This is a genomic window from Lewinella sp. LCG006, assembly GCF_040784935.1.
Lineage (GTDB): Bacteria > Bacteroidota > Bacteroidia > Chitinophagales > Saprospiraceae > Lewinella.
On record NZ_CP160680.1, the window covers coordinates 4,188,656 to 4,212,491 of the forward strand.

Annotated in this window: 23 protein-coding genes; 17 read left to right on the forward strand and 6 right to left on the reverse strand. The window is 47.8% G+C overall.

Translation table 11 applies throughout. The features are described from left to right. Positions 1–263 precede the first annotated feature (263 nt). The 6 genes from AB0L18_RS15105 (at position 264) to AB0L18_RS15130 (ending at position 5,186) form a co-directional block, all read left to right on the forward strand. Complete coding sequence (locus AB0L18_RS15105; RefSeq protein ID WP_367388136.1) at positions 264–989, forward strand: helix-turn-helix transcriptional regulator; 726 nt, start codon at positions 264–266, stop codon at positions 987–989. Positions 990–1,043: 54 nt separating this feature from the next. After that, the gene (locus AB0L18_RS15110) at positions 1,044–1,436 is read left to right on the forward strand and encodes a RidA family protein (RefSeq protein ID WP_367388137.1); all 393 of its coding nucleotides are present in this window, start codon (positions 1,044–1,046) and stop codon (positions 1,434–1,436) included. 2 nt (positions 1,437–1,438) lie between these two features. Beyond that, entirely contained in the window at positions 1,439–1,867 is a 429-nt protein-coding gene (locus AB0L18_RS15115; RefSeq protein ID WP_367388138.1) for a YdeI family protein, read from the forward strand. A gap of 124 nt (positions 1,868–1,991) precedes the next feature. Continuing rightward, positions 1,992–2,354, forward strand: coding sequence for a hypothetical protein (locus AB0L18_RS15120; RefSeq protein WP_367388139.1), 363 nt, complete (start codon positions 1,992–1,994; stop codon positions 2,352–2,354). A gap of 107 nt (positions 2,355–2,461) precedes the next feature. Next, the gene (locus AB0L18_RS15125; protein WP_367388140.1) at positions 2,462–4,498 is read left to right on the forward strand and encodes a glycoside hydrolase family 65 protein; all 2,037 of its coding nucleotides are present in this window, start codon (positions 2,462–2,464) and stop codon (positions 4,496–4,498) included. 94 nt (positions 4,499–4,592) lie between these two features. Continuing rightward, positions 4,593–5,186 carry a Uma2 family endonuclease gene (locus AB0L18_RS15130; RefSeq protein WP_367388141.1) on the forward strand — a complete coding sequence of 198 codons (594 nt, stop codon included), beginning with the start codon at positions 4,593–4,595 and terminating at the stop codon, positions 5,184–5,186. A gap of 109 nt (positions 5,187–5,295) precedes the next feature. On the opposite strand, the gene AB0L18_RS15135 is transcribed toward AB0L18_RS15130, so the two are convergent. After that, positions 5,296–5,640: a hypothetical protein gene (locus AB0L18_RS15135; RefSeq protein ID WP_367388142.1), complete on the reverse strand. Its 345-nt coding sequence runs from the start codon at positions 5,638–5,640 to the stop codon at positions 5,296–5,298. A 444-nt stretch (positions 5,641–6,084) separates the two neighbouring features. Then, the gene (locus AB0L18_RS15140; protein WP_367388143.1) at positions 6,085–7,002 is read right to left on the reverse strand and encodes an AraC family transcriptional regulator; all 918 of its coding nucleotides are present in this window, start codon (positions 7,000–7,002) and stop codon (positions 6,085–6,087) included. A gap of 254 nt (positions 7,003–7,256) precedes the next feature. Here AB0L18_RS15140 and AB0L18_RS15145 point away from each other — a divergent pair, with 254 nt between their 5' ends. From AB0L18_RS15145 to AB0L18_RS15165, 5 genes are all read left to right on the forward strand, one after another. Next, positions 7,257–7,709 carry a CoxG family protein gene (locus tag AB0L18_RS15145; RefSeq protein ID WP_367388144.1) on the forward strand — a complete coding sequence of 151 codons (453 nt, stop codon included), beginning with the start codon at positions 7,257–7,259 and terminating at the stop codon, positions 7,707–7,709. A 58-nt stretch (positions 7,710–7,767) separates the two neighbouring features. After that, positions 7,768–8,247, forward strand: coding sequence for a (2Fe-2S)-binding protein (locus tag AB0L18_RS15150; RefSeq protein ID WP_367388145.1), 480 nt, complete (start codon positions 7,768–7,770; stop codon positions 8,245–8,247). Positions 8,248–8,290: 43 nt separating this feature from the next. After that, positions 8,291–10,663 carry a xanthine dehydrogenase family protein molybdopterin-binding subunit gene (locus AB0L18_RS15155; protein WP_367388146.1) on the forward strand — a complete coding sequence of 791 codons (2,373 nt, stop codon included), beginning with the start codon at positions 8,291–8,293 and terminating at the stop codon, positions 10,661–10,663. An 87-nt stretch (positions 10,664–10,750) separates the two neighbouring features. Continuing rightward, positions 10,751–11,596, forward strand: coding sequence for a xanthine dehydrogenase family protein subunit M (locus AB0L18_RS15160; RefSeq protein ID WP_367388147.1), 846 nt, complete (start codon positions 10,751–10,753; stop codon positions 11,594–11,596). A gap of 160 nt (positions 11,597–11,756) precedes the next feature. Then, positions 11,757–12,647, forward strand: coding sequence for an AAA family ATPase (locus tag AB0L18_RS15165; protein WP_367393154.1), 891 nt, complete (start codon positions 11,757–11,759; stop codon positions 12,645–12,647). Positions 12,648–12,777: 130 nt separating this feature from the next. On the opposite strand, the gene AB0L18_RS15170 is transcribed toward AB0L18_RS15165, so the two are convergent. After that, complete coding sequence (locus AB0L18_RS15170; protein ID WP_367388148.1) at positions 12,778–14,028, reverse strand: IS256 family transposase; 1,251 nt, start codon at positions 14,026–14,028, stop codon at positions 12,778–12,780. Between the two features lie 70 nt (positions 14,029–14,098). Between AB0L18_RS15170 and AB0L18_RS15175 the strand changes: the two genes are divergently transcribed. Further along, positions 14,099–14,677, forward strand: coding sequence for a GNAT family N-acetyltransferase (locus AB0L18_RS15175; protein ID WP_367388149.1), 579 nt, complete (start codon positions 14,099–14,101; stop codon positions 14,675–14,677). 73 nt (positions 14,678–14,750) lie between these two features. On the opposite strand, the gene AB0L18_RS15180 is transcribed toward AB0L18_RS15175, so the two are convergent. Next, complete coding sequence (locus AB0L18_RS15180; protein ID WP_367388150.1) at positions 14,751–15,671, reverse strand: DUF2167 domain-containing protein; 921 nt, start codon at positions 15,669–15,671, stop codon at positions 14,751–14,753. Positions 15,672–15,886: 215 nt separating this feature from the next. Between AB0L18_RS15180 and AB0L18_RS15185 the strand changes: the two genes are divergently transcribed. After that, the gene (locus AB0L18_RS15185) at positions 15,887–16,948 is read left to right on the forward strand and encodes a VWA domain-containing protein (RefSeq protein ID WP_367388151.1); all 1,062 of its coding nucleotides are present in this window, start codon (positions 15,887–15,889) and stop codon (positions 16,946–16,948) included. A gap of 243 nt (positions 16,949–17,191) precedes the next feature. Here the strand turns inward: AB0L18_RS15185 and paaZ are convergent, their stop codons facing one another. Then, the gene (paaZ, locus tag AB0L18_RS15190) at positions 17,192–19,231 is read right to left on the reverse strand and encodes a phenylacetic acid degradation bifunctional protein PaaZ (RefSeq protein WP_367388152.1); all 2,040 of its coding nucleotides are present in this window, start codon (positions 19,229–19,231) and stop codon (positions 17,192–17,194) included. Positions 19,232–19,436: 205 nt separating this feature from the next. Between paaZ and AB0L18_RS15195 the strand changes: the two genes are divergently transcribed. Then, entirely contained in the window at positions 19,437–19,625 is a 189-nt protein-coding gene (locus tag AB0L18_RS15195; protein ID WP_367388153.1) for a type II toxin-antitoxin system VapB family antitoxin, read from the forward strand. Positions 19,626–19,716: 91 nt separating this feature from the next. Here the strand turns inward: AB0L18_RS15195 and AB0L18_RS15200 are convergent, their stop codons facing one another. Next, the gene (locus AB0L18_RS15200) at positions 19,717–20,226 is read right to left on the reverse strand and encodes a YkgJ family cysteine cluster protein (RefSeq protein WP_367388154.1); all 510 of its coding nucleotides are present in this window, start codon (positions 20,224–20,226) and stop codon (positions 19,717–19,719) included. Positions 20,227–20,362: 136 nt separating this feature from the next. On the opposite strand from AB0L18_RS15200, the gene AB0L18_RS15205 reads away from it, so the two are divergent. The 3 genes from AB0L18_RS15205 to AB0L18_RS15215 all read left to right on the forward strand — a co-directional run bounded on the left by AB0L18_RS15205 (position 20,363) and on the right by AB0L18_RS15215 (position 23,817). Continuing rightward, positions 20,363–21,808 carry a TlpA family protein disulfide reductase gene (locus tag AB0L18_RS15205; RefSeq protein WP_367388155.1) on the forward strand — a complete coding sequence of 482 codons (1,446 nt, stop codon included), beginning with the start codon at positions 20,363–20,365 and terminating at the stop codon, positions 21,806–21,808. 453 nt (positions 21,809–22,261) lie between these two features. Further along, positions 22,262–22,732, forward strand: coding sequence for a hypothetical protein (locus AB0L18_RS15210; RefSeq protein ID WP_367388156.1), 471 nt, complete (start codon positions 22,262–22,264; stop codon positions 22,730–22,732). 125 nt (positions 22,733–22,857) lie between these two features. After that, entirely contained in the window at positions 22,858–23,817 is a 960-nt protein-coding gene (locus AB0L18_RS15215) for an L-threonylcarbamoyladenylate synthase (protein ID WP_367388157.1), read from the forward strand. Positions 23,818–23,836: the final 19 nt, after the last annotated feature.

The window sequence follows — 23,836 nt, forward strand, 5'->3', positions numbered from 1 at the left end:
GTGTATTAGGCCTGTCAAATAATAAATTTGAAAAACAGTTCTATGAATACATAGAGAATAATTACATGAATTGAAAGACAGCACATAACAATGCTGCCGCGTCAATGCCACCTTGACGTTGATTCTTCGAGAGGAAAGCCCTAAATTAGTCGCGTTAAAACCAAGTATTGACGTTGGTGAAGGCGGACACTGCACGGCACCGAGACCGTTAGTAGCCATTTTAAAACAGACCGTACCCAAACAAAGAACCGACAATTTTAAGAATGAAAGATAATGATACAAAACGACTTTCACGACTGACTTCAATTCTGACCCAATTGCAAACGAAACGACTTTTGACAGCGACAAATCTTGCAGAAAAGTTCAATGTAAGCATCAGAACTATTTATCGTGACATAAGAGCTTTGGAAAAAGCAGGTGTTCCCATCATTACAGAAGACGGAAAAGGCTATACATTAATGGACGGCTATAAAATTCCACCTGTAATGTTTACCGAAAGACAAGCAAATGCTTTAATTCTTGCCGAACAATTGGTTTTGAAAAACAAAGACACTTCATTCATAAAAGACTATTCAGAAGCAATTGACAAAATAAAAGCGGTTTTAAGACAAACTGACAAAGACAAAGCAAATTTACTTGCCGACAGGACCCGTTTTGAACAAAATATAAACAGAGAAAGAAACAGCAACAATATCTCTGAATTGCAACAAGCACTCACAAACTTTCATTTAATCAATATTGACTACGCAAACGAGCAAAATGAAAAAACAAGTCGAATAGTTGAGCCATTTGCTTTGATTAGTACAACAGAAAATTGGTTACTTATTGCTTGGTGTCGTTTGCGGAAAGAATTTCGATATTTCCGTTTAGACAGAATCTCTAAAATGCAAGTGCTTACTGAGAAATTTGAGCCACATAAAATGACCTTACAAGAATATTTTGACAAATTTTACAAATCCATTTTGACCCCTGACATAAGGCTGTCATAAGCCCATTTTACATTTGCATTGTCAATAATGACAAACAATTTAAAATCAATAAAAATGCAAAAGACAACATTCGACCCTTGGGCTTGGGGTAAAAATACAAATTCAGTACAAGCTGTAGAAGTAAAGCAATCAGAAGGAACGCTTTATTGTTCAGGACAAGTAGCTATTGACGCAAACGGAGTTCCAAGTGTTGCCGATATGAGAAGCCAACTCATTCAAACCATCGCAAATTTGGAGCAACTCATTGGTGAATCAGGTTATGAGTGCAAAAATATTGTAAGACTAAATGTTTACACGACAAACACAAATGAGTTTTTTACCACTTGTATGGATGTTTATGTGCCATTTCTTATGAAACACGGAATACAACAAGCGACCACTCTACTCGAAGTTAAAGGACTTTTTGCAACTTTGACCGTAGAGTTAGAAGCTACGGTTGTAAAGTAGCAATGAACGAGACAGGAATTTTTTATCCGACAAGTCAAGTAGATTGGCGACAATGGTTAGAAGAAAATCATTTGTACAAGCAATCTGTTTGGCTTGTTTTTTATGCTAAATCATCAGAGAAGCCTTCCATCTCTTGGAGTGAAGCAGTTGATGTAGCATTATGCTTTAGTTGGATAGACAGCAAGAAAATCAAGATTGACCAAGAAAAATCACATCAGTTTTTTAGCAAAGGAAAACCACAAAGCACTTGGTCAAAAATCAACAAAGAGAAAGTTCAAAACCTTTTTGCAAAGGGATTAATGGTACAAGCAGATTTGAATAGTATTGAAGTAGCCAAACAAAACGGTTCTTGGACAATTCTTGACGAAGTTGAAGAACTTACAGTTTTACTAAATTTGAAGTTCGGGTCTTCGAATGAAGTTTTGTGGTAAAAATCGCCACCTTCGCCAAGCCCGAAAACGTGTCGTGTTGTCTTTGAATTATCATCAACGCTAAAGCGGTAGTTCTTCTAAACGAAGTTAAAAGAGGATTCGTCGAAATACTAAATAATCTATAATGCCTTTTATATTACTCATAAGCACATTTATGTTTTTTAACGGACCGAGCGAGAAGTTTAAAAAGTTATTATGCAACTTTAGTTTCGAACAACTTTCAGTTGAGCTGACAAAGAAAGAATTGCGTGCTGGCTTTAAGAGAATTGATAAAGTTGATTGCATAAAGGAGTTGATACCTGTTAGTTTTTGGTTTGTAATTATCAGGGATAATAAATCTACGAAACCTGTGATTATCAAGTATGAAGATCGAAAAGAGATACCTGGTTTGCTCAGTAAAATTGAGAAGGGGGATGTTATAAATTTCACCATCTTAATTAGTAAAGATTATTTGAGAAGAGTAGATAAGGTCATCAGGGTGATTTAGAGCTAAGAAAGTATATGGTACATACACACTTTATTTTCAACACCCTACTTCACCTGTTTCCAACCCGCGGATTTTACTTTATTTTACAGCCACTAAAAAGAATGACAATGAAGCCTATTGATCTGATCATAAGCCTGCTCCTCCTGTGGAGCTCCCTGCCCGCCCAGGATCTTACCAGTTCTCCCTGGCATATCCCCGCCACTGATATCGACCCTAACCACTACTTTGGCATTACCGTGGCCAATGGCGTGGTGGGACTGGTGTCTTCCCCAGAACCGATGAAGGTGCAGGATGTCGTCCTTAATGGTGTTTACGATTATTACCAACGAGGTCGCGTATCCAATATCCTCAAGACCTTCAACCACATGAATCTGGACCTTGATGTTGATGGCCGCCGCATCCGTCGGGCTGATATCAGCAATTTTGCCCAGGTGCTGGACATGAAAAAGGCCCAACTCGTGACCACCTTCACCGTGGGCAGCGACCTGGAGGTGACGCACCGACTGATGTCACTGCGGCATCTGCCCTATACGGCCATGAGTATCGTTGAGGTGAAGGCCAAGCGCAACCTGGAGCTGACCGCCACCAGCACCATCGAAGCGCCTGATCACCTGGGGGATGTACGTAACTACTACGCCGAGATTGACCGCCCTCACGTGATGGTACCCCTGATGACTTCGGTAGCGAACAGTCCTTCCGGCAAGCAAAAAGTGGCGGCATCGGTGAGTTTTATCTTCGAAGAAGATCATGGAAGCGAGCCCGATCTGATCCACGAAGATTGGGATTACAATCGGCACCTCACCAAATTCAGGAAACCGCTCAAGGCTGGCGAGAGTTACTCGTTTAGCGTAGTGGGCTCTACCTGCGCCAGCCGCCAGTTTGAAGATCCCCACAACGAGGCCGAACGACTCACCATCTTCGCTGCGCTCGAAGGCAAAGACCGCCTGCTCATGCGCCATCAGCAAGCCTGGGATAAGCTCTGGGAAAGTGACATCATCATCGAAGGAGATCTACGCTCCCAACGGGCGGTACGTTCTGCGCTGTACCATTTGTACTCCTTCGCCCGTGCGGGTACTTCTTACAGTCTTTCGCCCATGGGACTTTCGGGCTTAGGCTACAATGGCCACGTATTTTGGGATACCGAAATCTGGATGTATCCTCCCATCCTGGCGATGCAACCCGCAATGGCGGCATCACTGATGGAATACCGCTATGATCGTTTGGGAGCCGCTCAACAAAACGCCTTTTCGCACGGCTACGAAGGGGCAATGTACCCCTGGGAGTCGGCCGATGATGGAACAGAAGATACCCCGGTTTGGGCACTGACCGGCCCTTTCCAGCACCATATTTCCGGCGATGTGTCCTGGGCCTGCTGGAAGTATTACCAGGTGACCGGTGATAAGGAATGGCTGCGCAACCGTGGTTGGCCGATCATGAAATCCGTCGCTGACTTCTGGACCAGCCGGGTAGAACGCAATGGCCCCGGACAGTACGACATCAAAAACGTGATCGGTGCCAACGAGTGGTTGGAAAACATCGATAACAACGCCTACACCAATGGTATGGCGATCACCGTTCTTCGCTACACCACTCAGGCTGCTACGGAATTGGGGCTTACTCCCGACCCGGATTGGGCACACGTTGCGGACAATATTCCCATCGTCCAGTTTCCTGACGGGACCACCCGCGAAAATGACACTTATGCCGGTGAAATCATCAAGCAAGCCGATGCCAACTTGCTGGCCTACCCAATGACGATTGTTCAAGGAGAAAAACGTATCCGTCAGGACTTGGCTTACTACGAACCCAAGATGGCTCCTGATGGCCCGGCCATGTCGGTCGCCGTTTTGGCCACCCTTTATGCTCGCCTTGGGGAACCGGAAGAAGCCTACCGCTTATTCAACAAAAGCTACCAACCCAATGAGGTGCCTCCCTTCGGCGTGCTGGCAGAGACGGCTGGCGGCACCAACCCTTATTTTGCGACTGGCGCTGGCGGTATGTTGCAAACGGTATTGTTTGGCTTCGGCGGATTGGAGATTACCGATGAAGGGATCATTCAGCGGGAAGGGCATTTGCCTAAAGCATGGAAATCACTGACCATTACCGGCGTAGGCCGTGATCGGGAGACGTTTAAGGTGGAATAGATAGAGTTGTTCTGCTGCGGCAATACAACGCATACGATTTCACAGCGCGAAGTCAAAGTTTGCAATTCTCATTTAAAGCATTTATTTTACACAAATGAGTACGACAGGAAATATCAACATCAGCAAAAGGTATACTTACGCAGAATACTTACAGTGGTCGCTGGAGGAAAGCGTAGAGCTGATTCGTGGTCAACTTTTCAAGAAGGCACCTGCTCCTAATTTAAGGCATCAGGAGGTGTCGGGTAATCTTCATTATTTGATCAAGAAGTTTCTCTGGAAGGAAAGTTGTAAAGTTTTCCACGCACCATTTGATGTACGTCTGCCACTTCTGGTAGATCAACAGAAGGATGAAGACATTACTACCGTGGTACAACCTGACATTTGTGTGGTTTGTGATCCTGATAAGTTAGATGCCAGGGGATGCGTGGGGGCTCCAGACTGGATCATTGAAATACTCTCGCCGGCAACCTCCAGTAAAGACCTAAGAGAGAAGTACCAAATTTATGAGCAGGTAGGTGTAAAAGAGTACTGGGTCATACATCCACACGAAGAAACATTGCAAATCTTTCGGCTCAATGAGGAGGGAATCTACGAAGGAAGAGCCTTGCCGTATGTGCGGGAAGATATAGTTCAGGTCACTAGTTTACCCGGCTTGGAGATCAAATTAGATGATGTGTTTTCTGATTAGTGAGCAGGATAGTTGAAGCTTTTTGCTACGCAACGAGACAAAAAAAGAACGCCAACTCACGATAGTCTCGGAGTTGGCGTTCCACATCTAAACGTCTGGTATAAAAATCTTAATCCACGAAGCCCAAGGCACGCAAAGCCTCTTCGTCTTCTTCGGCGGCGATGACTTTAAGGATGTCGCCTGTGCGGGAGCAGTTTCCGCAAAAACCGGGGTTTTCAACTTCCACATAGTCCAGCTCAAAGCTGACGATGGTAATACCGTCGGCGGAGACCAGGTCTACAATCCGTTGTCCCCATTCTTCGGCGGTTTCATTTCCTATGTCATAGGTGCTACCACAGATAACAATAGCGTGGAGCTCCAGCGCTACGCCGTTGGTAGGGAGGAAGGTTGTTTCTTCTTTTTCACAAGCAAAAGCAAGAACACAAAGGCAAAAAAATCCAATTAGATTACGCATGGTCATGGTTTTTTATAGGGTTTTAACAAAATAACTTACACCTGGTAAGACGGCAGTGGTCTTACCAAGCGTTGGGTAAGGGGGGTAGATTTGATTGGTTATATAACTTTCCCCAAAGAACCACCTCCAAAGGTCAAATTAACCTAATGCCATCTTCGTAATGGGTGGTTTCTTGCTACTAGCACCATCAAAATGTGTCCCTTTGGAGGGACCGATCCACAGGATCGAGGGAGGATAACTGCCGTCATAGGGCAAATTCATGAATTTGCCCTATGGGAGCCATCAAAATGTGTCCGCTAGTCGGGAGACCAGCAGGTATTTATCGCTACCACTATTTATCGCACACAAAATATTTTATCTGTGTTAATCTGTGCTATCTGTGGTGAAATGAAATTTAGTCTACTTTTGCTCGATGGTGCTTTTGAGACAGCCCCATGGGCCTTTCTACTGCGAAAGCGAGTGCTTAAACTGCTGCGGTGTAATCATCTCCATTTTTTTAAACTGCCGGTTGAAGTAGCTGACGTTGTTGAAACCGGATTTGTAGGCTATTTCTGAGATGAAACTATCGGGTCGCGCCTTCATGAGCTTCTTGGCAAACTTGATCTTTTCACTGTTGATGTATTCTACAGGGGATACACCCAAGGTGTTTTTGAATTTTTTATGAAAATTAGAGGTACTCATCTGGGCCATTTTTGCGAGGCTATCCACACTCATGCTTTTTTCGGTAAGGTGGTCTTTGATATACTTGATGACCATGCCGATGCGGGTATCACTGAATATCCCATCACAGCCACAGATAAGACTTTGCTTGGCGTTGGTTTGGAGCAAGCGGATGATCAACTCCTGAATCATCAGGTCCAGCAGGATGTCTTTTGATTTATTGTTATTAACAAAAGTCGTAATCAGTCGCTCAAGCAGGTAATTGACTTCTATATTGTTGGTGAGGTGGGTGGCAAGATCATGGATGGCCCAATCATTATTTTCCTCTTCGATGCTTACGACTTGGTTGAATTTGTCAGCCACTTCGTTGATCTTATTTGCATCGATTCCCAGGGCGAGACACTGGGTAGGGGATTCCTGCGTAGCAATCGGGAAGTCGATAATCATCTTTTGCTGAGAGGGTAACACCAATGATTCTCCGGGCAGAAATTCAAAAGATGGAATACCATCCAGATGCATGATCTTTTTCCCCGTTAGCATACTGGCAATGATGGGGAAGTCGAAAGTGAGCATCACTTTTTCAGCTACTGCGTGGGTTTCATAAATATTCAGCTCGGCATATTCCGCACTGTAAACCGTTCGGTTTTCTACGAGCGTAGTGAGCTGGCGACGACTTTTATGCTGATCAAGTAATCCCGACATAGGCTTTGTGGAAATATTTTGATTGAGGAACATCAGTTGATGAATGTACGAAAATTACGACAGGTAGTCAATAAAAATTTGTCATTAGAGCGGTGATGTGAAAGATTCCTCATGGATTTGGGGAATAGTGTCAGGATTTAATAGTTATGTGCAATTATGTATTGATTAAACAGATTAAATTTCGTTTATTAGCAAAGATACTGAAACGATGTACTGAATATATGTTGTTTCTTACTTTAAAATTCTAATAACCGATGCAATTAAAAGGTACACACACCTTGCCCATTTCCCGGCAAAACCTCTGGGAATTACTCATGGATCCTGATTTTTTAGCCAAAGTAACACCGGGGGTTACGCGCCTGGAGCGAACGGGAGATGACACGTACGAAGCCATCGCAGATATCAAAATGGGGCCAGTGAAAGGTTCCTTCAGTGGTGATCTGGCGGTGAAAGAAAAAAACGAACCAGAGAGCTTCGTTTTAGAAGTTACCCAGAAAAGTAAAATGGGCAATGTTTCCGCAACGATTAACCTGGGATTGGTAACCGTTGATGACGAACAGACTGCTTTGGAGTTTGATGGCAAAGCCAACCTCTCGGGCTTACTAGCCCGTATGGGACAAAGAGTTCTCAGTGGCGTTGCCAGTACCCTCACTAAACAGTTTTTTGCTTCGCTGGAAGAGGAGATCTCCAGTGATGCTGATGCGTAAAGCGTGTTTGGCTTCTCCATTTTAAATCTATTACTAAAATCATAAATCTATTATTGCAATGTCGCATTCCATTACGCTTACCGTAAACGGCAAGACCGTCAGCGCAACCGTAGAAGGCCGAACCTTATTGGTAGACTTTCTGCGAGAGCACTTATCACTAACCGGCACCCACGTCGGTTGTGATACCAGTAGCTGTGGTGCTTGTACCGTACATATTGACGGTGTATCCGTGAAATCCTGTACGACCTTGGCTGCTCAAGCTGATGGCACTTCTGTAACCACTATCGAAGGCATCGCCAACGGAGACGAAATGCATCCCATTCAGGAAGGCTTTAAGGAAAAGCACGGCCTGCAATGTGGTTTCTGTACCCCTGGTATGGTAATGTCAGCAGCCGATTTGTTGAAAAAGAATCCCCATCCAACAGAGACCGAAATCCGTCAGGCTTTGGAAGGTAATTTCTGTCGCTGCACAGGCTATCATAACATCGTTCAGGCCATCCAGTATGCCGCCGAAAAGATGCAGAAAGTAGAGGCTTAGCAAATTCCTACTACTCACTCCTAATCAATTAAAAATCAATTTAATGACATATATAGGTAAATCGGTGAAGCGCGTAGAAGACCGCCGCTTTCTGACCGGGCAAGGTCGCTATACCGATGATATTAAACTTCCGGGCATGACGCACGCCTACATACTGCGCAGCCCTTATGCTCACGCCAACATCCTGGGTATTGACATCAGCGAAGCCGAGAAGGCACCTGGCGTCGTGAAAATTTATACCGGTGCCGATATTGTCGCTTCGGGCGTCAATGGGGTACCCTGTGGTTGGCAAGTAGACTTCAAGAATGGTGATACCATGAAGGAGCCTCCACACCCCTTGCTGGTGGCCGACAGTGTGAAACACGTTGGTGACGCCGTCGCCATGATTATTGCCGAAACCAAAGAACAGGCCCGTGATGCTGCTGAGCTGATTGAGGTAGATTATGAAGAACTGCCCGCGGTAGCCAATCCGGCCGAAGCGGCTAAACCCGGGGCTCCTCTTGTGCATAAGGATGCACCCAATAATATTTGTTTTGACTGGGAGTTGGGTAACCCCAAAGAAGAGGTGCGTGCTGCCCTGGATAATGCGCACCACGTAACCACCCTGGAGTTTGTGAATCAGCGGATGGTCCCTAACGCCATGGAACCACGCTCGGCGATTGGCCACTACGATACGGCCCACGAGAAATTCACCCTCTATACCACCTCCCAGAATCCTCACTTGACACGCTTGCTAATGTGTGCCTTTGTGTTGGGCATCCCCGAGCATAAAGTTCGCGTAGTGGCGCCCGATGTTGGCGGTGGCTTTGGTAGCAAGATTTTCCATTATACCGAAGAGGCACTCGTGACCTGGGCTTCCCGCGAAATCAAGCGCCCCATCAAGTGGACGTCAGATCGTTCGGAGGCTTTCCTGACGGATGCACACGGTCGCGATCACGTCACCAAGGCGGAAATGGGCTTTGATAAGGATGGAAATATTGTTGGCCTGCAAGCCACCACTTATGCGAACCTAGGGGCTTATCTCTCAACGTTTGCTCCCGCAGTACCTACCTATCTGCACGGTACCCTGATGCAAGGCCTCTACACCACGCCCAAAGTGAATGTAGATGTAACGGGCATGTTTACCCATACCAATGCCGTGGATGCCTACCGGGGTGCTGGTCGCCCGGAGGCCACCTACCTTCTGGAGCGCCTGCTTGATCTGGCCGCTCTGGAGATGGGCCGTGATCCGGCAGAGTTGCGTCTGCAAAACTTTATAGCTCCTTTTGATGGGGTAGAACAACCCGGTTACCAAACCCAGGTAGCACTACAATACGATAGTGGCAACTACCACGAAGTGCTGAAGCGTGGTTTGGAAATGGTGGGCTACGAAGATTTCCGAAAAGAACAAGCCGCAGCCGCTAAAGAAGGTAAGCTTTTGGGCATTGGTTTCTCCACTTATATTGAGGCTTGTGGTATTGCTCCCTCAGCAGTGGTAGGGGCATTAGGTGCACGGGCCGGACTGTTTGAGTCGGCGCAGGTAAGGGTACAACCTACGGGCAAGGTGAGTGTTTACACGGGCTCCCATTCGCACGGACAGGGCCACGAAACCACCTTCGCGCAGGTCGTTGCCGACCGCATGGGGATTCCGATGGAAGACGTAGAATTGATTCACGGTGATTCTGATGCCGTAGCCTTCGGGATGGGAACTTATGGGTCTCGCTCGCTCGCGGTTGGTGGTAGCGCTATCGTGAAAAGTATTGATAAGGTACTGGAAAAAGGTGCCCGTATTGCCGCCCATAAACTGGAAGCAGCCGTAGAAGACCTTGATTACGCTGGAGGAAAATGGACGGTGAAGGGAACGGATAAATCCATCGGTTTTGGAGATATCGCCTTGACAGCCTACGTGCCGCACGATTATCCTGCCGGCGAAGAACCCGGTTTGGACTTCAGTAGCTTCTACGATCCTGCCAACTTTACCTATCCCTTTGGTTGCCACATCGCCATTGTGGAGATTGATGCTGAAACGGGTAAAACCAAACTGAAGCGCTTCATTGCGGTGGATGATGTAGGGAATGTCATCAATCCAATGGTGGTGGATGGCCAAATTCATGGTGGTCTTGCTCAGGGGATTGGACAGGCTATGCTGGAAGGTGCCTTGTACGATGACAATGGTCAGTTGATCAATGGTTCGTATATGGACTATTGTATGCCACGCGCCGACGATCTGCCCAGTTTTGAAATTGATCGCACGGTGACCCCTTGTCCTCACAACCCATTAGGGGTAAAAGGAGCAGGAGAAGCCGGATGTATAGGGTCAACCCCGGCAGTGGTGAATGCAGTGATCGACGCATTGTGGAAAGCGGGACATAAGGTGAAGGATATCCAGATGCCAATGACCCCCGAACGCGTCTGGTCCGCTATGCAATCGTCGTAGAGACGTTGCATCGCAAGGTCTACGTAAGATAGTAGAGCTTCCAACGTTTGCCTGACACATGATTTTTTACATTAAAAAACAATCAAAATGATACCCACATCATTTGAATATAGCCGAGCCAAATCGGTTGGAGAAGCAATCAAGATGCTCTCTGACGGTGGAGCTCAGGCATTGGCTGGCGGTCACAGTTTGTTGCCAGCAATGAAATTAAGGCTGAATCAACCGGATCGTCTGGTCGATATTGGCCGTATTCCAGAATTGAAGTACATCCGCCGCGAGGGCGATAAGCTGATCATTGGAGCAGCGACGACGCACCACGAGATTGCGTCTTCTGCGGAGGTGAAAGCGGCTATCCCCATGTTGGCAGCGGGTGCTGGCCATATTGGCGACCCTGCCGTAAGGAACAAGGGAACGATTGGCGGAAGCTTGGCCCACGCCGACCCCGCAGCTGATTGGCCAGCCATGATGTTGGCCGTAAAAGCGCGTATAGAGCTTACCAACGATAAAGGCAACTACACGGTAGCAGCCGATGATTTCTTTGTCGGGTTTTACATGACGGCCTTGAAGGAGGGAGAGTTGATTACAGCTATCCATATCCCCATTCCTGATGGCGACTACCGTTCGGCTTACGCCAAATTTGAGCAACCAGCCTCGCGTTTTGCGATCGTAGGCTGTGCCGCAATGGCCAATGTGAGTGGCGGCAATTTTTCGGATGTTCGGATTGGCTTCACCGGGGTAGCGGATGCTGCCTTTAGGGACGGTGGCTTGGAGGCTGCGCTGAACGGCCAACCCGCCACAGCGGCTACCATTGACGCGGCAGTAGCCAAAGCGGCGGCGGGTGCCGAAATGCTGGAAGACCATTACGCCAGTGCTAAATACCGGGCCCATCTGGCGCGGGTTTACGCCAAACGGGCACTGATGGCGTTGATTTAATCCATAGAGACGTTGCCCTGCAACGTCTGCATGCTACACCTAATATTAGAGACGTTGCACTGTGCAACGTCTCTATGCATGTAATAGGGTAACGAAATATCGCGAACAGCCCGGCCCCGTTAGGTACAGAGGGATGCCCGAAAAAACATTAATTATGTCGATGACGAGTTCACGGGAACAAATAGGAGAACTACTGGCGGCCCGCGGCTACATTGCGGAGGAACAGATTGTGATGTCGATCTATCTGGCGCAATTGTTGCAGAAGCCCCTATTGATTGAAGGCCCCGCTGGTGTGGGGAAAACCGAGATTGCCAAAGTGATGGCTACCGCCATGGAGACCGACTTGATACGACTACAGTGCTACGAAGGACTGGATGCGGCGCACGCGCTGTACGAATGGAACTACCAGCGCCAACTGCTGCAAATAAAGCTGGAGGAACAGTCGGGCAAGACCCTGGCCGAGAAAGAGCAGGGAATTTTTAGCGAGGATTTTTTGCTGAAGCGCCCACTGTTGCAAGCCATTACCCACCACCAGGCGCCCGTACTGCTGATTGACGAGGTGGACCGTGCCGACGAGGAATTTGAAAGTTTCCTGCTAGAGGTGCTTTCGGATTGGCAGATCACCATCCCGGAGATTGGGACCATCAAAGCGACGCACGTGCCGCAGGTGATCCTAACGAGTAACCGCGTGCGAGAGCTATCGGAAGCTTTGCGGCGGCGTTGTTTGTACCTTTATATTGATTACCCCGATTTTGCAAAGGAGCTGGAAATTGTGCAGCGTAAAGTGCCGGCGGCCAATGAGCAGTTGGCCCGCGAAATCTGCGTGTTTATGCAAGAGGTGCGCAAGATGCGGTTGGAGAAAGTACCCGGCGTAGCGGAAACCCTGGATTGGGCCACAGCACTGACGGAGATGCACTTTGACCATCTGGAACCCGCCTTGATTGAATCGACCCTGGGCGTAGTGCTCAAGGATTGGAAGGACATGCGCCAGGCGCAGGACTCGCTGCAGGAGCTGTGGGACAGGGTAGGGGTGCAGGCGAAGATTGGGTAGGGGTTTTGTCACATAGGTGTATGGGGTTTTTGAATCACATAGTCACATAGTAGGGGATGTATTATAGAAATAGGACGTATTTTTTAGAGGTGGGAATTTAGGGAGTGTCCATTGAACTGTGTCTGCAACTTTAGGAAATATGTTTGGTAAATCGATCCCCATGTGCTAGCGTTAATTCACGTCGAATAGCACTCCATGTTCTTACTGATTTATTCCAGCTGTTTTTTTTACGTTCCAGTGCTAAGAACAACTGAATAAGCAAAGCTCGTTCGCTGACCCATGCGCCTTTGGCCTTAGTCACCCGGCGAATTTCCCGGTTGAGGTTTTCGATGGCATTGGTCGTGTAAATCAACTTTTTCAGCGTCGGACTCAATTGCATACATCTCATTAAATCATCCCAATCTTTGAGCCACAAGTCTACAACCAGATCGTATTTGCCTTGCCAGAAAACCTGGAAATCTTCCAATTTCCTGCGGGCTTCGGCCTCGTTGACAGCGTTGTAAACTTCCTTAAGCTGACGTAAAACCTGACGGCTATCCTTTTCGTCCAGTAACTTAAAGGTATTGCGAATTTTGTGAACCACACAACGCTGGATATTAGCTAAAGGAAAAGTCTCGGCGATCACTTCACGTAAACCTGTCAAACCATCGCTGCATATGTAGAGGACATCCTCTAGACCGCGATTTTTAAGCTGCTGTAAACAACGTGCCCACTCTGTAGCACTTTCGGCTCCTTGACCAGGAATCAAAGCAATGATCTCGCGTTTTCCTTCCACCGTAATCCCGTATACAACATAAAGGGCAATACGGCTGACCTGTCCATCACGACGTACATCCAAATAGATCGCATCAATGAACATCACTACCAACAGCGCAGGTAAGGGACTGTTTCGCCAAGCTTCTACTCGCTCCCAAGTGCTGTTGATTACAGACGAAATACGACTGTCGCTCATCTGAGCCCCGTACATACGCTCTAAGTGCAACCGAATGTCACTGATTGAGTTACTCATTGAGTACAGCTCCAGAATCTGGTTGTCAAAACCTAAGCCTAGTTCATATTGCCGCTTCTTGACCGTCAAGGGCTCGAAACTACCGTTACGATCACGGCTGTAGTGAATCTCAACAGGGCCAGCCTCGGAGCGAACTTCCTTAGATAGCTGCCCATTGCGCTTATTGGTTAAACCTTGGGCTTTTTCCCCTTGGATGTGGTCTTCTAGTTCTGCCGCTAAAGCTCCTTCCAAAAAGTTAGCAATCAAAGGCTTGAGAAGACCGTCTTCTCCTGTTAATCCCTTACCTTGAATTAGGCCCGCAATAACTTGCTGGCGATATGACTCAAAATCGAAATCCGACAGAGTCTCTTCTTTTTTGGTTTTCTTTGACATAATTAAATGTGTCTACTTTTGACGCAGACACAGTTCAATGGATACTCCCGGAATTTATTAAATGGTTTCAATGATAAACATCCAAACATTTACCCAAAAAGAAATTGTCGCCTATCTCGATGATTTGGCGCAACTGCGGATTTCCGTATTTCGGGAATATCCCTATTTGTACGACGGCTCTCTGGTGTACGAAAAAGAATACCTGCAAACTTTTGTGAAGGCGGAGGACGGGATTGTGGTCGCTGCATTCGATGGTGACCAAGTGGTAGGAATATCTACAGGGCTGCCGCTGGCGCAGGAACCCGACGAGGTGATTGGGCCGTGGAAAGCGCATGATGTTGATCGTATCTTTTACTTCAGTGAATCGGTGCTTGCGAAAGCTTACCGGGGGCAGGGCATCGGTGTACAATTTTTTCAGGAGCGTGAGGCTTGGGCTCGAAAGTTGGGCTTTACGCAAGCAGTGTTTTGTGGCGTCGTCCGCCCGGACGATCATCCGCTGAAGCCTGCGGATTACCTGCCACTGGATCGGTTTTGGCAAAAGCGGGGATATGCTAAAAAAGAGGGTTACTTTGCTAAAATGAGCTGGCTGGACAGGGGAGAAGCGGAAGAAACAACCAAAGTCTTGCAGTATTGGTGGAAGGCCTTGTGAGATGAGGAAAAGGGCCGCGCCACCAGTCATCCGGTAGCGCAACCCTTTTTATCAAATACCAAGTACCTTTTATCTACTCCCCCCGCCCCAGAAACTTCCGGATGCCGGCAAACAGCCCAACGAAGGCTAAAGCCACCAGCTTCCATGCTTTGAGCAAGAAGATGCCGATAGAGGCGAGTAGCCCCGTTTTCATGAGCACTTTACCTGCAATGAGTCCGCCGATACCGTAGGCTGCGAGCCGGTCTACGCCAGGGCGGTAATCGGCATAGCGTTGGCCACGCTCAAATTCTACCCCTGCCAGGATACCGTTGATGTTGTCTTTGATTTCCGGCAAAAGTTCCATACCACCAATGGCATTGAGAACGAGATAGCCCTCTCTGCCCAGTACCCTAATGCTGTAGTTGAGTGTATTGGTTTCCGTTTCATCGAAGTTCAACTCCATGGCCCAGTGTAGTTTTTTGGTCGCTTCATCGTAAAAGGGCGGGCTGCCCCAGCCGACCATGCGCACAGTGCCGTAGCCTTGCTCTTTTCGCAACTCACTTTCGGCAGCAGTGTCCTCGATGAGGCTTTCGAGGAGTTCATCGTAATCGATGTCTTTGGCATCGTCATCCGCTACGTGGCCTTCGTCGGAATAGGTGATGTTGATCCCGTAGCTGTCCAGGTTGTTTGGCCCACCGTCCAGCGGAAAAAGCATCCCGAGAGAGGGTGCTGAAGAGGGTGGGTTGCCCCAAATATCTGTGAGGATCATTTCCGCATCAGCGGGACCAACGTACTTGAAACCAGCAGGTACTTTGAGTATAGCAAGGTTGTTGCCAAGCAAAACCGTATCTGTACGGTAATCAATGGTTTGGTCAATACTGTCGAGATAGGCTTGATAGAGCGCGAGGTAAAAGACTTCTTGTTCCGCATCAGATAAGGTCAGGCTATCGGTTTGAGTATTTGCCCACAGACCAGGAGCAGCCCCTAAAAAGAGGAAGAGTAATAAGTAACGCATCGAGAGAGTTGGTTTAAAATTGTCAGAGAATGAGTTTTTCTGGTCAATAATACGAAATTGTCAGAAAATTAGTTCCGTAGGGAAGGAAGCGCGCATTTTTTTGTTGTAAATTAAGCCAATCAAAAAGTATCCTAGCCATCTCTACTTCAATCACAGCTACCCCTCTTCAACGCCGTACCAATCTGCCGGAGCAGTTGGTGCAGTTCTGTCGTTTTTTGCGCTCACAACAATTTCGGATCAGTGCCGCCGAAGAGGTGGATGTATTGAACGTTTTGCCAGCGGTAGGTCTCCGTTCGGGACAGGATTTTCGACTGGTACTGCGCTCGGTGCTATGCAAAGACCTGAGCCAGTTGCGTAAGTTTGATGACCTCTATACCCAGTATTGGAAGGAGCTGGAACGCGCGGTCGACAGCAAAATCAAAGAGCAACCCGTGGAGATGGCCAAGCCCAAGCCACGTCCTCCTTCTATTCAAGTACTCAAAGATTGGTTACACGGTGGTCGCAATAGCGAAAGCACCGAGATGGTAACCTACGCCCCGGGTGGGAAAGGCCACGCTCAGGATTTTAGTGTTTTTGCAAAAGAAGAATTACAAGAAGTCTTAAGGATCGTGCGGCAATTGGCCCAACGAATTGCCCAGCGCCCTAGCCGTAGAAAGGAGCCGAGCCGACAAGTAAACAGCCTGGATTTACGTAAAAGCCTGCGGCACGCGATGCGCTACGGCGGGGAAATTTTGGATTTGCATTACCACCAACCCAAAGCCCGCAAAGTGAAGTTGGTGCTGCTGTGTGATGTAAGCAAATCTATGGAGCTGTATACCCGCTTTCTTATCCAGGTGATGTACGGTTTTCAACGCACTGGCCAACAAGTAGAGACCTTTATTTTTAGCAGCGAACTCGAACGAGTCACCCGCCAGTTGCGCGAGCAGGATTTCCGAAAAGCCCTCCGCCGCCTCACCGCCGAGAGCAGTGCCTGGGCTGGAGGTACGGAGATCGGCAGCTGCCTCCACCAATTTACCCAAGAATACGGCGGCCGCTTGCTCAACCAGGACACCATCGTCTTGATCCTCAGCGATGGTTTGGATACCGGCAATATCGAACAGCTGGAAGAAAGTATGCGCTATCTCCAACGACGCGCTTACCGCACCATGTGGCTCAATCCACTAGCTGGCCGCCCCGGCTACGAACCTACGGTAAGAGGTATGCAAACTGCGCTGCCCTACGTGGATCACTTTCTGGCTGCTCACGATGTGGAGAGTTTGCGGAGGATCAGGTTGTAGCGGTTATTCATCTTTTGCGCCGGCCCATCCGGCACCGGCTTTACTTGTTTCACAAAATGGAGTTTTGTAGACACAGCGCCGTAGTTGGTAAACTACGTCGAACGGAGGCGCAGCGCCAGGCTTAGCCGGGTGTGCAGCTTGTTTGAGGGTGAAGACGTTACGAGTAACATCTCTACGAAGTGGATATCCAACTTTTACACTCTTCCACTTTTACACCCTTCCAACAAACAACCATCAACCAACCTATTCCTCCTTCAACTTCACCATCGTCAAAATAGTAGCAATTGCAACGGTTTCATTGGTTTCATCGTAGACTTCTACCAACCACTTTACGATGCCTTTGCGGTAATCTTCGTCATCGCGTTGTTGTTGCTCGATTTTCTCTTTGGCTGTCAGGTAAACGCCGATGGTCATGCCGGGGTAGACGGGCTTGGTGAAGCGACAAGATTCCAGGCCGTAGTTTAATAAAACGGGACCTTTGCGGGGTTCTACGAAGAGGCCGGCAGCTTTACTGAGTACCCAATATCCGTGGGCTACACGCTGTTCGAAGGGCGTGCCTTCCAGTGATGTAGCGTCTACATGGGCGTAGAAACGATCGCCGGTGAGGTTGGCGAAGTTGCCGATATCACCGTCCGTGACGGTATGTTTCGCCGTGGTGATGGTATCCCCTATCTCAATCTCCTGAAAGTATTTGCGGAACGGATGAATATCGCTCTCCTTACGGGCTGCACCAGGTTGGTACTGTTGGGTAACCTGGGTGAGCATGGTGGGGTGCCCCTGAAGCGCGACTGTTTGTAGATAGTGCTTGACGGAGCGAATACCGCCTAGTTCCTGACCACCTCCGGCCCGGCCCGGCCCACCGTGGTTCATCAGCGGCATGGGTGATCCATGGCCGGTGCTCTCGGGCGCACTCTCGCGGTTGAGGATCAGTATCCGGCCGTGCTGCGCGCCAGCACCCAAGAGGTATTCCTGCGCGGTGTGGGCATCGTACGTGCAGATGGTGCTCACCAGCGAGCCTTTACCCAGGTTGGCCAGTGCAATTGCATCGTCGAGTTCGCGGTAGGGTAGGAGGGTGCTCACCGGACCGAATGCCTCAATGTCGTGGGTAGCGGTGTGCTCGAAAGGGTGGTCGTTGCGCAAAAGGATTGGTGTACAGTAAGCACCCTTGTCGCGGTCGCCCAGTACTTCAAAATCATCCAATTGTCCGTAGACCAAGTCACTGGACTGCAAGAGTTGCTGGACACGCTCCTTGACGACCTGCTGCTGCTTTTTGCTCACCAGTGCCCCCATGCGTACGCCCTCATTGCGGGGGTCGCCCACGGTGGTACCTGCGAGTTGTTTGCCCAGAGCAATCTGTACATCCTCGATGTATGCTTCGGGGACAATGATGCGGCGGATAGCGGTACATTTTTGCCCCGCTTTGGTGGTCATCTCCCGGCGTACTTCCTTGATGAAGAGGTTGAATTCTTCGGTGCCAGGAGCCGCGTCTTTGCCCAAGATAGCTGCATTCAAACTATCTGCCTCCATGTTGAAGGGGACGGCCTCGTTGGTAATCTGAGGTAACCCTTTGAGCTTACGCCCTGTAGCTGCGGAACCCGTAAAAGTGACCACATCCTGGCTGCCCATCGTATCCAATATACCTACTCCGGAACCCTGGACGAGTTGCAGACTCCCTTCCGGCAAGATGCCCGAGGCGATGATGTCGCGCACCATGGCCTCCGTCAAAAAGCTGGTCACTTCGGAAGGCTTAACCACTGCGGGCATACCCGCCAGTAGATTCACCGCTACCTTTTCCAGCATTCCCCAGATGGGGAAATTGAAGGCATTGATATGCACGGCTACTCCCTGGCGGGGAACCATGACGTGCGTACCAATAAACGTCCCTTCGGTGGAGAGCCGAGCCGCTTCGCCATCTACGTACCAGCGTTGGTCACCCAACTGCCGACGCATGCTAGCGTAAGCAAATAGGGTGCCGATACCGCCTTCGATGTCTACCCAACTGTCGCCTTTGGTTGCACCCGTTTGGTAACTCAAGGGGTAATATTTCTTACGTAAATCATTGAGGTGCAGCGCTAGCTGCTTCAGCATCAGCCCCCGCTCACGGAAGCTCATTTTGCGCAGGGCTGGGCCACCGGTCTTGCGGGCGTAAGCCAGGATATCCCCAAAATCCAGGCCCGCAGTAGAGCAACTACCGATCACTTCGCCCGTAGAGGCGTCAAATTGCGTGAATTCTTCCTGGCTAGGGCTTACCCATTTTCCCTCGATATAGTGCTGTAACTGCATATTGTGGTGGTTTGCTGAGCTTGATGAAATTCTTTGGTCGCTAAAAGGTAGGCTGGACTTCAGTCCGTCCATGCTTGCAAATGAATTTCATCTAGCGTTGATTTACGAACGTTTGTTCGCAAAGATAAACAGTTTTTGATGAATGTGGGAGGAGTGAAAAACAGTTGCTTTTGTGTATAAAATCAATGACTTTTGGATATCAAAAATGAGGATCAATATCGATATTGACGATAAACTGCTGCAATTGGCATTAGAACTTGGTAAGCACGCCACTAAAAAGGAGGTCGTACACCAAGCCCTTGTGTATTATATTCGTCGACTTAAGCAATTGAAAATGCTTGAGTTGCAGGGGATGGTCGGGTGGGAGGGAGACCCTTCATCAATGTGTGTCTGACTAAAAATAGTCAAAACCCTGCCTTGGAGAACTAGAAAATCCCTCTACGCTCTACCCCAAAGGGCGCGAAGCTGCCCGTATCCTTCCTCCGCTACCCCGGCAACACCTCCCGCAACCGCTGCACGATCCGAAACGTAGCGGGGCAAACACTGGTGTTCTTTAAGGTCAGATCCAGGATTTGGTGGAAGTTCTTGCGGTCGGTGTGGGGATATTCGCGGCAAGCGCGGGGGCGAGCTTCGTAGATGCTGCAATAATTATCGTCGCCCAGAAAAGGGCAAGGCGAGAAGTTCAACACATAATCGCCTTCTTCATCCAGGTGCAGGTGCTGGTCTACCAGTTCGGCCGGGCGAATGCCCAGATGGCGGGCTACACGCTCGATGTCCACATCGCGAAAGATGGGGCTGGTCGTTTTGCAACAGTTGGCGCAAGCCAGGCAATCCATTTCCTTGAATACTTCTTCGTGGAGTTCGCTCACAGTAGCATCAAGCTCTCGCGGTGGGCGTTTGCCGATACGTGCGAAGTATTTACGGTTAGCTTTGCGTTCCTGCTTGGCCAAGGCTTTGATATCCGGTAAAATTTCGGCGAGATTTTTCGCTTTCATGGGGCAAAGGTAAGGGAAAAGTAGGTTTTAGGTTTATTTTTGCAGCGGAGCGCGGCAATGCTAGGGCTTGCTGGTTTGAACCATATAAGGGGCTTCTTTTGGCACACAAGTATTGCTCAAAACAAATAAATAAAACATGAAATACCTGATGACCACAATGCTATTGAGTCTTTTTGCCTGCCTTTGTTGGCAATGCAGTGCTGCGGATACCTCGGCTAGCCAGTCGACGGAAACGATGATCGCTGAAAATGGCAATTTTACCATTAAGGTTGCGGGCCTCGGTGCTGGATCGGTGCGCTTGGTAGGAATGCTCAACGACCAGCAATTTCTAGCCGATGAAGCAACGACTGATGCAAATGGGAGCGTAACTTTTACAAAGGACGAACCCTATCGCCAGGGCATATATTTTATTTTGTTGCCTAATAATGCCAATTTTCAGCTGATCATTGCAGAAGATCAAACGTTCACTTTATCCACCCAGATGAATGATCTGGTGGGGAGTATGCAGGTAGAAGGCAGTGTAGACAATCAATTGCTGTACGATAATCTTCGTTATGAGGCCAATTACCAGCAGGCTTACAACCCCTTGTCACAACAACTGAAAACACTCACAGAAGGAAGTGCGGAATACAAAGCCGTGGAAAAACAACGCCAACAATTGGTAGCCGACCGAAAAAACTACCTGGATAAGGTGTTTGCAGAGCATCCTAATGCTTTCTTCGTGAAATTTAAGAAAGCTGGCCAAAATCCTGAACTCCGTCGCGACTTACCCAATGACGCACAGGTGACGGCCTATCGGATGGAATTTTGGGACGGTGTTGATCTTGCTGATGAACGCCTGATGAATACGCCTGTGATCTTTAATAAGCTCAAGCGTTATTTTGAAGAACTCACGCCGCAGCAACCGGACTCCATTATTCTTTCGTTAGAGCGGCTGGTGGAGCGCCTGCCAAGTTTAGAAAACTCGGAGTATTACAAATATTTTGTGAACTACGTAGCCCTGAATTATGAGCCGACCAAGACGACGCTTATGGATTCAGAAGCTGTATTTGTACACATGGTGCAAAACCACTTTACCTACGAAAGAGCTTTTTGGTCGGATTCCACCAATATCTATGCGCTGCAATTACGTGCGGACGAGATGGCTCACAGTTTGGTCGGCCAGCCTGGCCCGAATGTAAAAGCACCAGACGAGAAAGGTCAGCTGCGTTCTGTTTATGAACTCAAAGCACCTTACATCGTGGTGTATCTCTACAATCCTGACTGTGAACATTGCCAGGAACAGTCTCCGGTATTGGTTGATTTGTACCGCAATTGGCAACAACAGACACCCCCATTGGTGGATGTCTACGCAATTGCTATTGATACCGAAGATGCTTTGTGGAAAGACTATATTGCAAAAACGGGAATGCGTTGGACCAATGTTTTTGACCCCTCCAATCGTGCTATCTATAAAACCTATTTTGTGAATGTCACCCCAGAGGTTTATGTATTAGGGCCAGACCGGAAGATTATTGCTAAAAATCTGAACGTCAGTCAGATCAATGAGGTGATTGAGCGTGATCAGCGTAAGCGGGAGTAGTAAAATAAAGAAGGGAGCTGAGTCAGCTCCCTTCGAATCCCCCTTGTAGTTAACCTACAAAAAATTAGGTCTATAGTATCTTGAGGGTTGGTGCAAAAAAGCCAATGATGGGGTACATCATCATCAGCAGATTGGGATTAAAAAGTAAAATTTTGGTGCTTTGGGGAACATCAAAAAAATGGTGTGTGTTTGTTGTTTGTTCCTTTAAGACGGAACTATTATATGCAGGTCACAAAGTTAAGATATTTATTTTAAATATTGTTTTTATTTCTATTTTATATGTTGTTTGTCAGGCGGTTAACAATTTATTGTTGGTCTGAATACTACAGCAATACCTGCCTTGCCATCTTTCAATTAAGGCTAAGTAAGCACTTTTGTCAAAAAAAATATTTTACCAAGCAGTAAATGAACCTTACTAGCGTAGCTTTGTCTTTTCTTTGAAAAAAACTATTCATGCAACAAAGTACCGCACTGTTGGCCCGTTTGGAGCTCGTTTGGTGGCTAATCACAGCCGTCATTGCGACAATGATACTGGGGCCTGTTCTCTATAAGTTACCCGATTATCAATTCTTATGGCCGAATCTGGCTTTTGTGGTCATTATGATCACTTTTACGCGCTATATCTTCTTCTTACGTTATACTTTTTTGGCCGATTGGCGCAATATCAAGGTGGCTATCATCTTTGCTTGTATTTTCATCGCCTTCTTATTGATCCAGGAGATCAATCTATTTCAGACCTTTTTGGATGAGAATGGCATAGAGGGGATAGTAGGCACGCTGCCTCGGGTAGAGCAGGAACCGATGATGAAGTTTATCCGTAGCGAGATGCTGCTATTTGGGGTAGGAGCGGTGATCACTTGTGGGGTTTTGCCATTGCGGCTAGTGGTCTCTATCTGGCGGCGTTGGAATGGGTACGAGGATTAGGGCTGTTTTTAACGCTTAATTATCGCTTGTTCGCTAATTTTGTTCCGTCCTCCATGAAAAGAGGAGCCTTGGTGACGAAAAATGCGCCTCATTTTTAAAGATTCTATGCTTAAATACTACCTATTTTGATAACAACAAATCTAGCCACAGCAAAGCAAGCATTAATAGCAAATGAAATTATTGCCATTCCTACGGAAACCGTATATGGTCTAGCTGGTAACGCCTACAGTGAAACGGCGATAAAAAAGATCTTTGAGTTAAAACAACGCCCATTCTACAATCCTCTGATTGTACACGTTAAATCTGCCGCATTTTTATCACAGGTTGCAACCGACATTCCTGCTGCCGCAGAAAAGATGGCGAAAAACTTTTGGCCAGGTCCATTGACCTTAATTCTTAAAAAGCAGCCTAATATTCCTGACCTGGTCACTGCTGGAAAAGAAACCGTTGCCGTAAGGGTACCCAACCATCCTACGACCTTAAACCTTTTAGCACAACTGGATTTTCCGCTAGCGGCACCAAGTGCAAATCCTTTTGGTGCGATCAGCCCTACTACCGCCGAACACGTTGATAACTATTTTAAAAATACCTTAAGCGTTGTTTTAGATGGCGGCAGATGCGAAAAGGGGGTGGAGTCAACGATCATCGGTTTCGAAGATGATCAACCTATATTGTTCCGACACGGAGCCATTTCTGTGGAAGAAATTGAGAAAGTAATCGGAAAAGTGCGAGTAAGAACAAGTGGGAACGATACGGATGTGAGTGCCCCTGGCATGCTTTCCCGGCATTATTCCCCAGCTACAAATACGCATCTAACTGACAATGTCGGTGAATATATTAAGATGTTTCAACATCAAAAAATAGGCTTATTACTTTTTAAGGATACCATCACAGATAACAGTATTGCCCATCAAGAAGTACTTTCTCCTGCGGGGGATTTAGCAGAAGCTGCAAAAGAATTATATGCCGCTTTGCACCGATTGGATAAACTGGACTTGGATGTGATCATCGCCGAGCGCTTTCCGGATAATGGACTCGGAAAAACCATCAATGATAGACTGCAAAGGGCGGTTGAATCAGAATAAAACAAGGTATTGCCCAAAG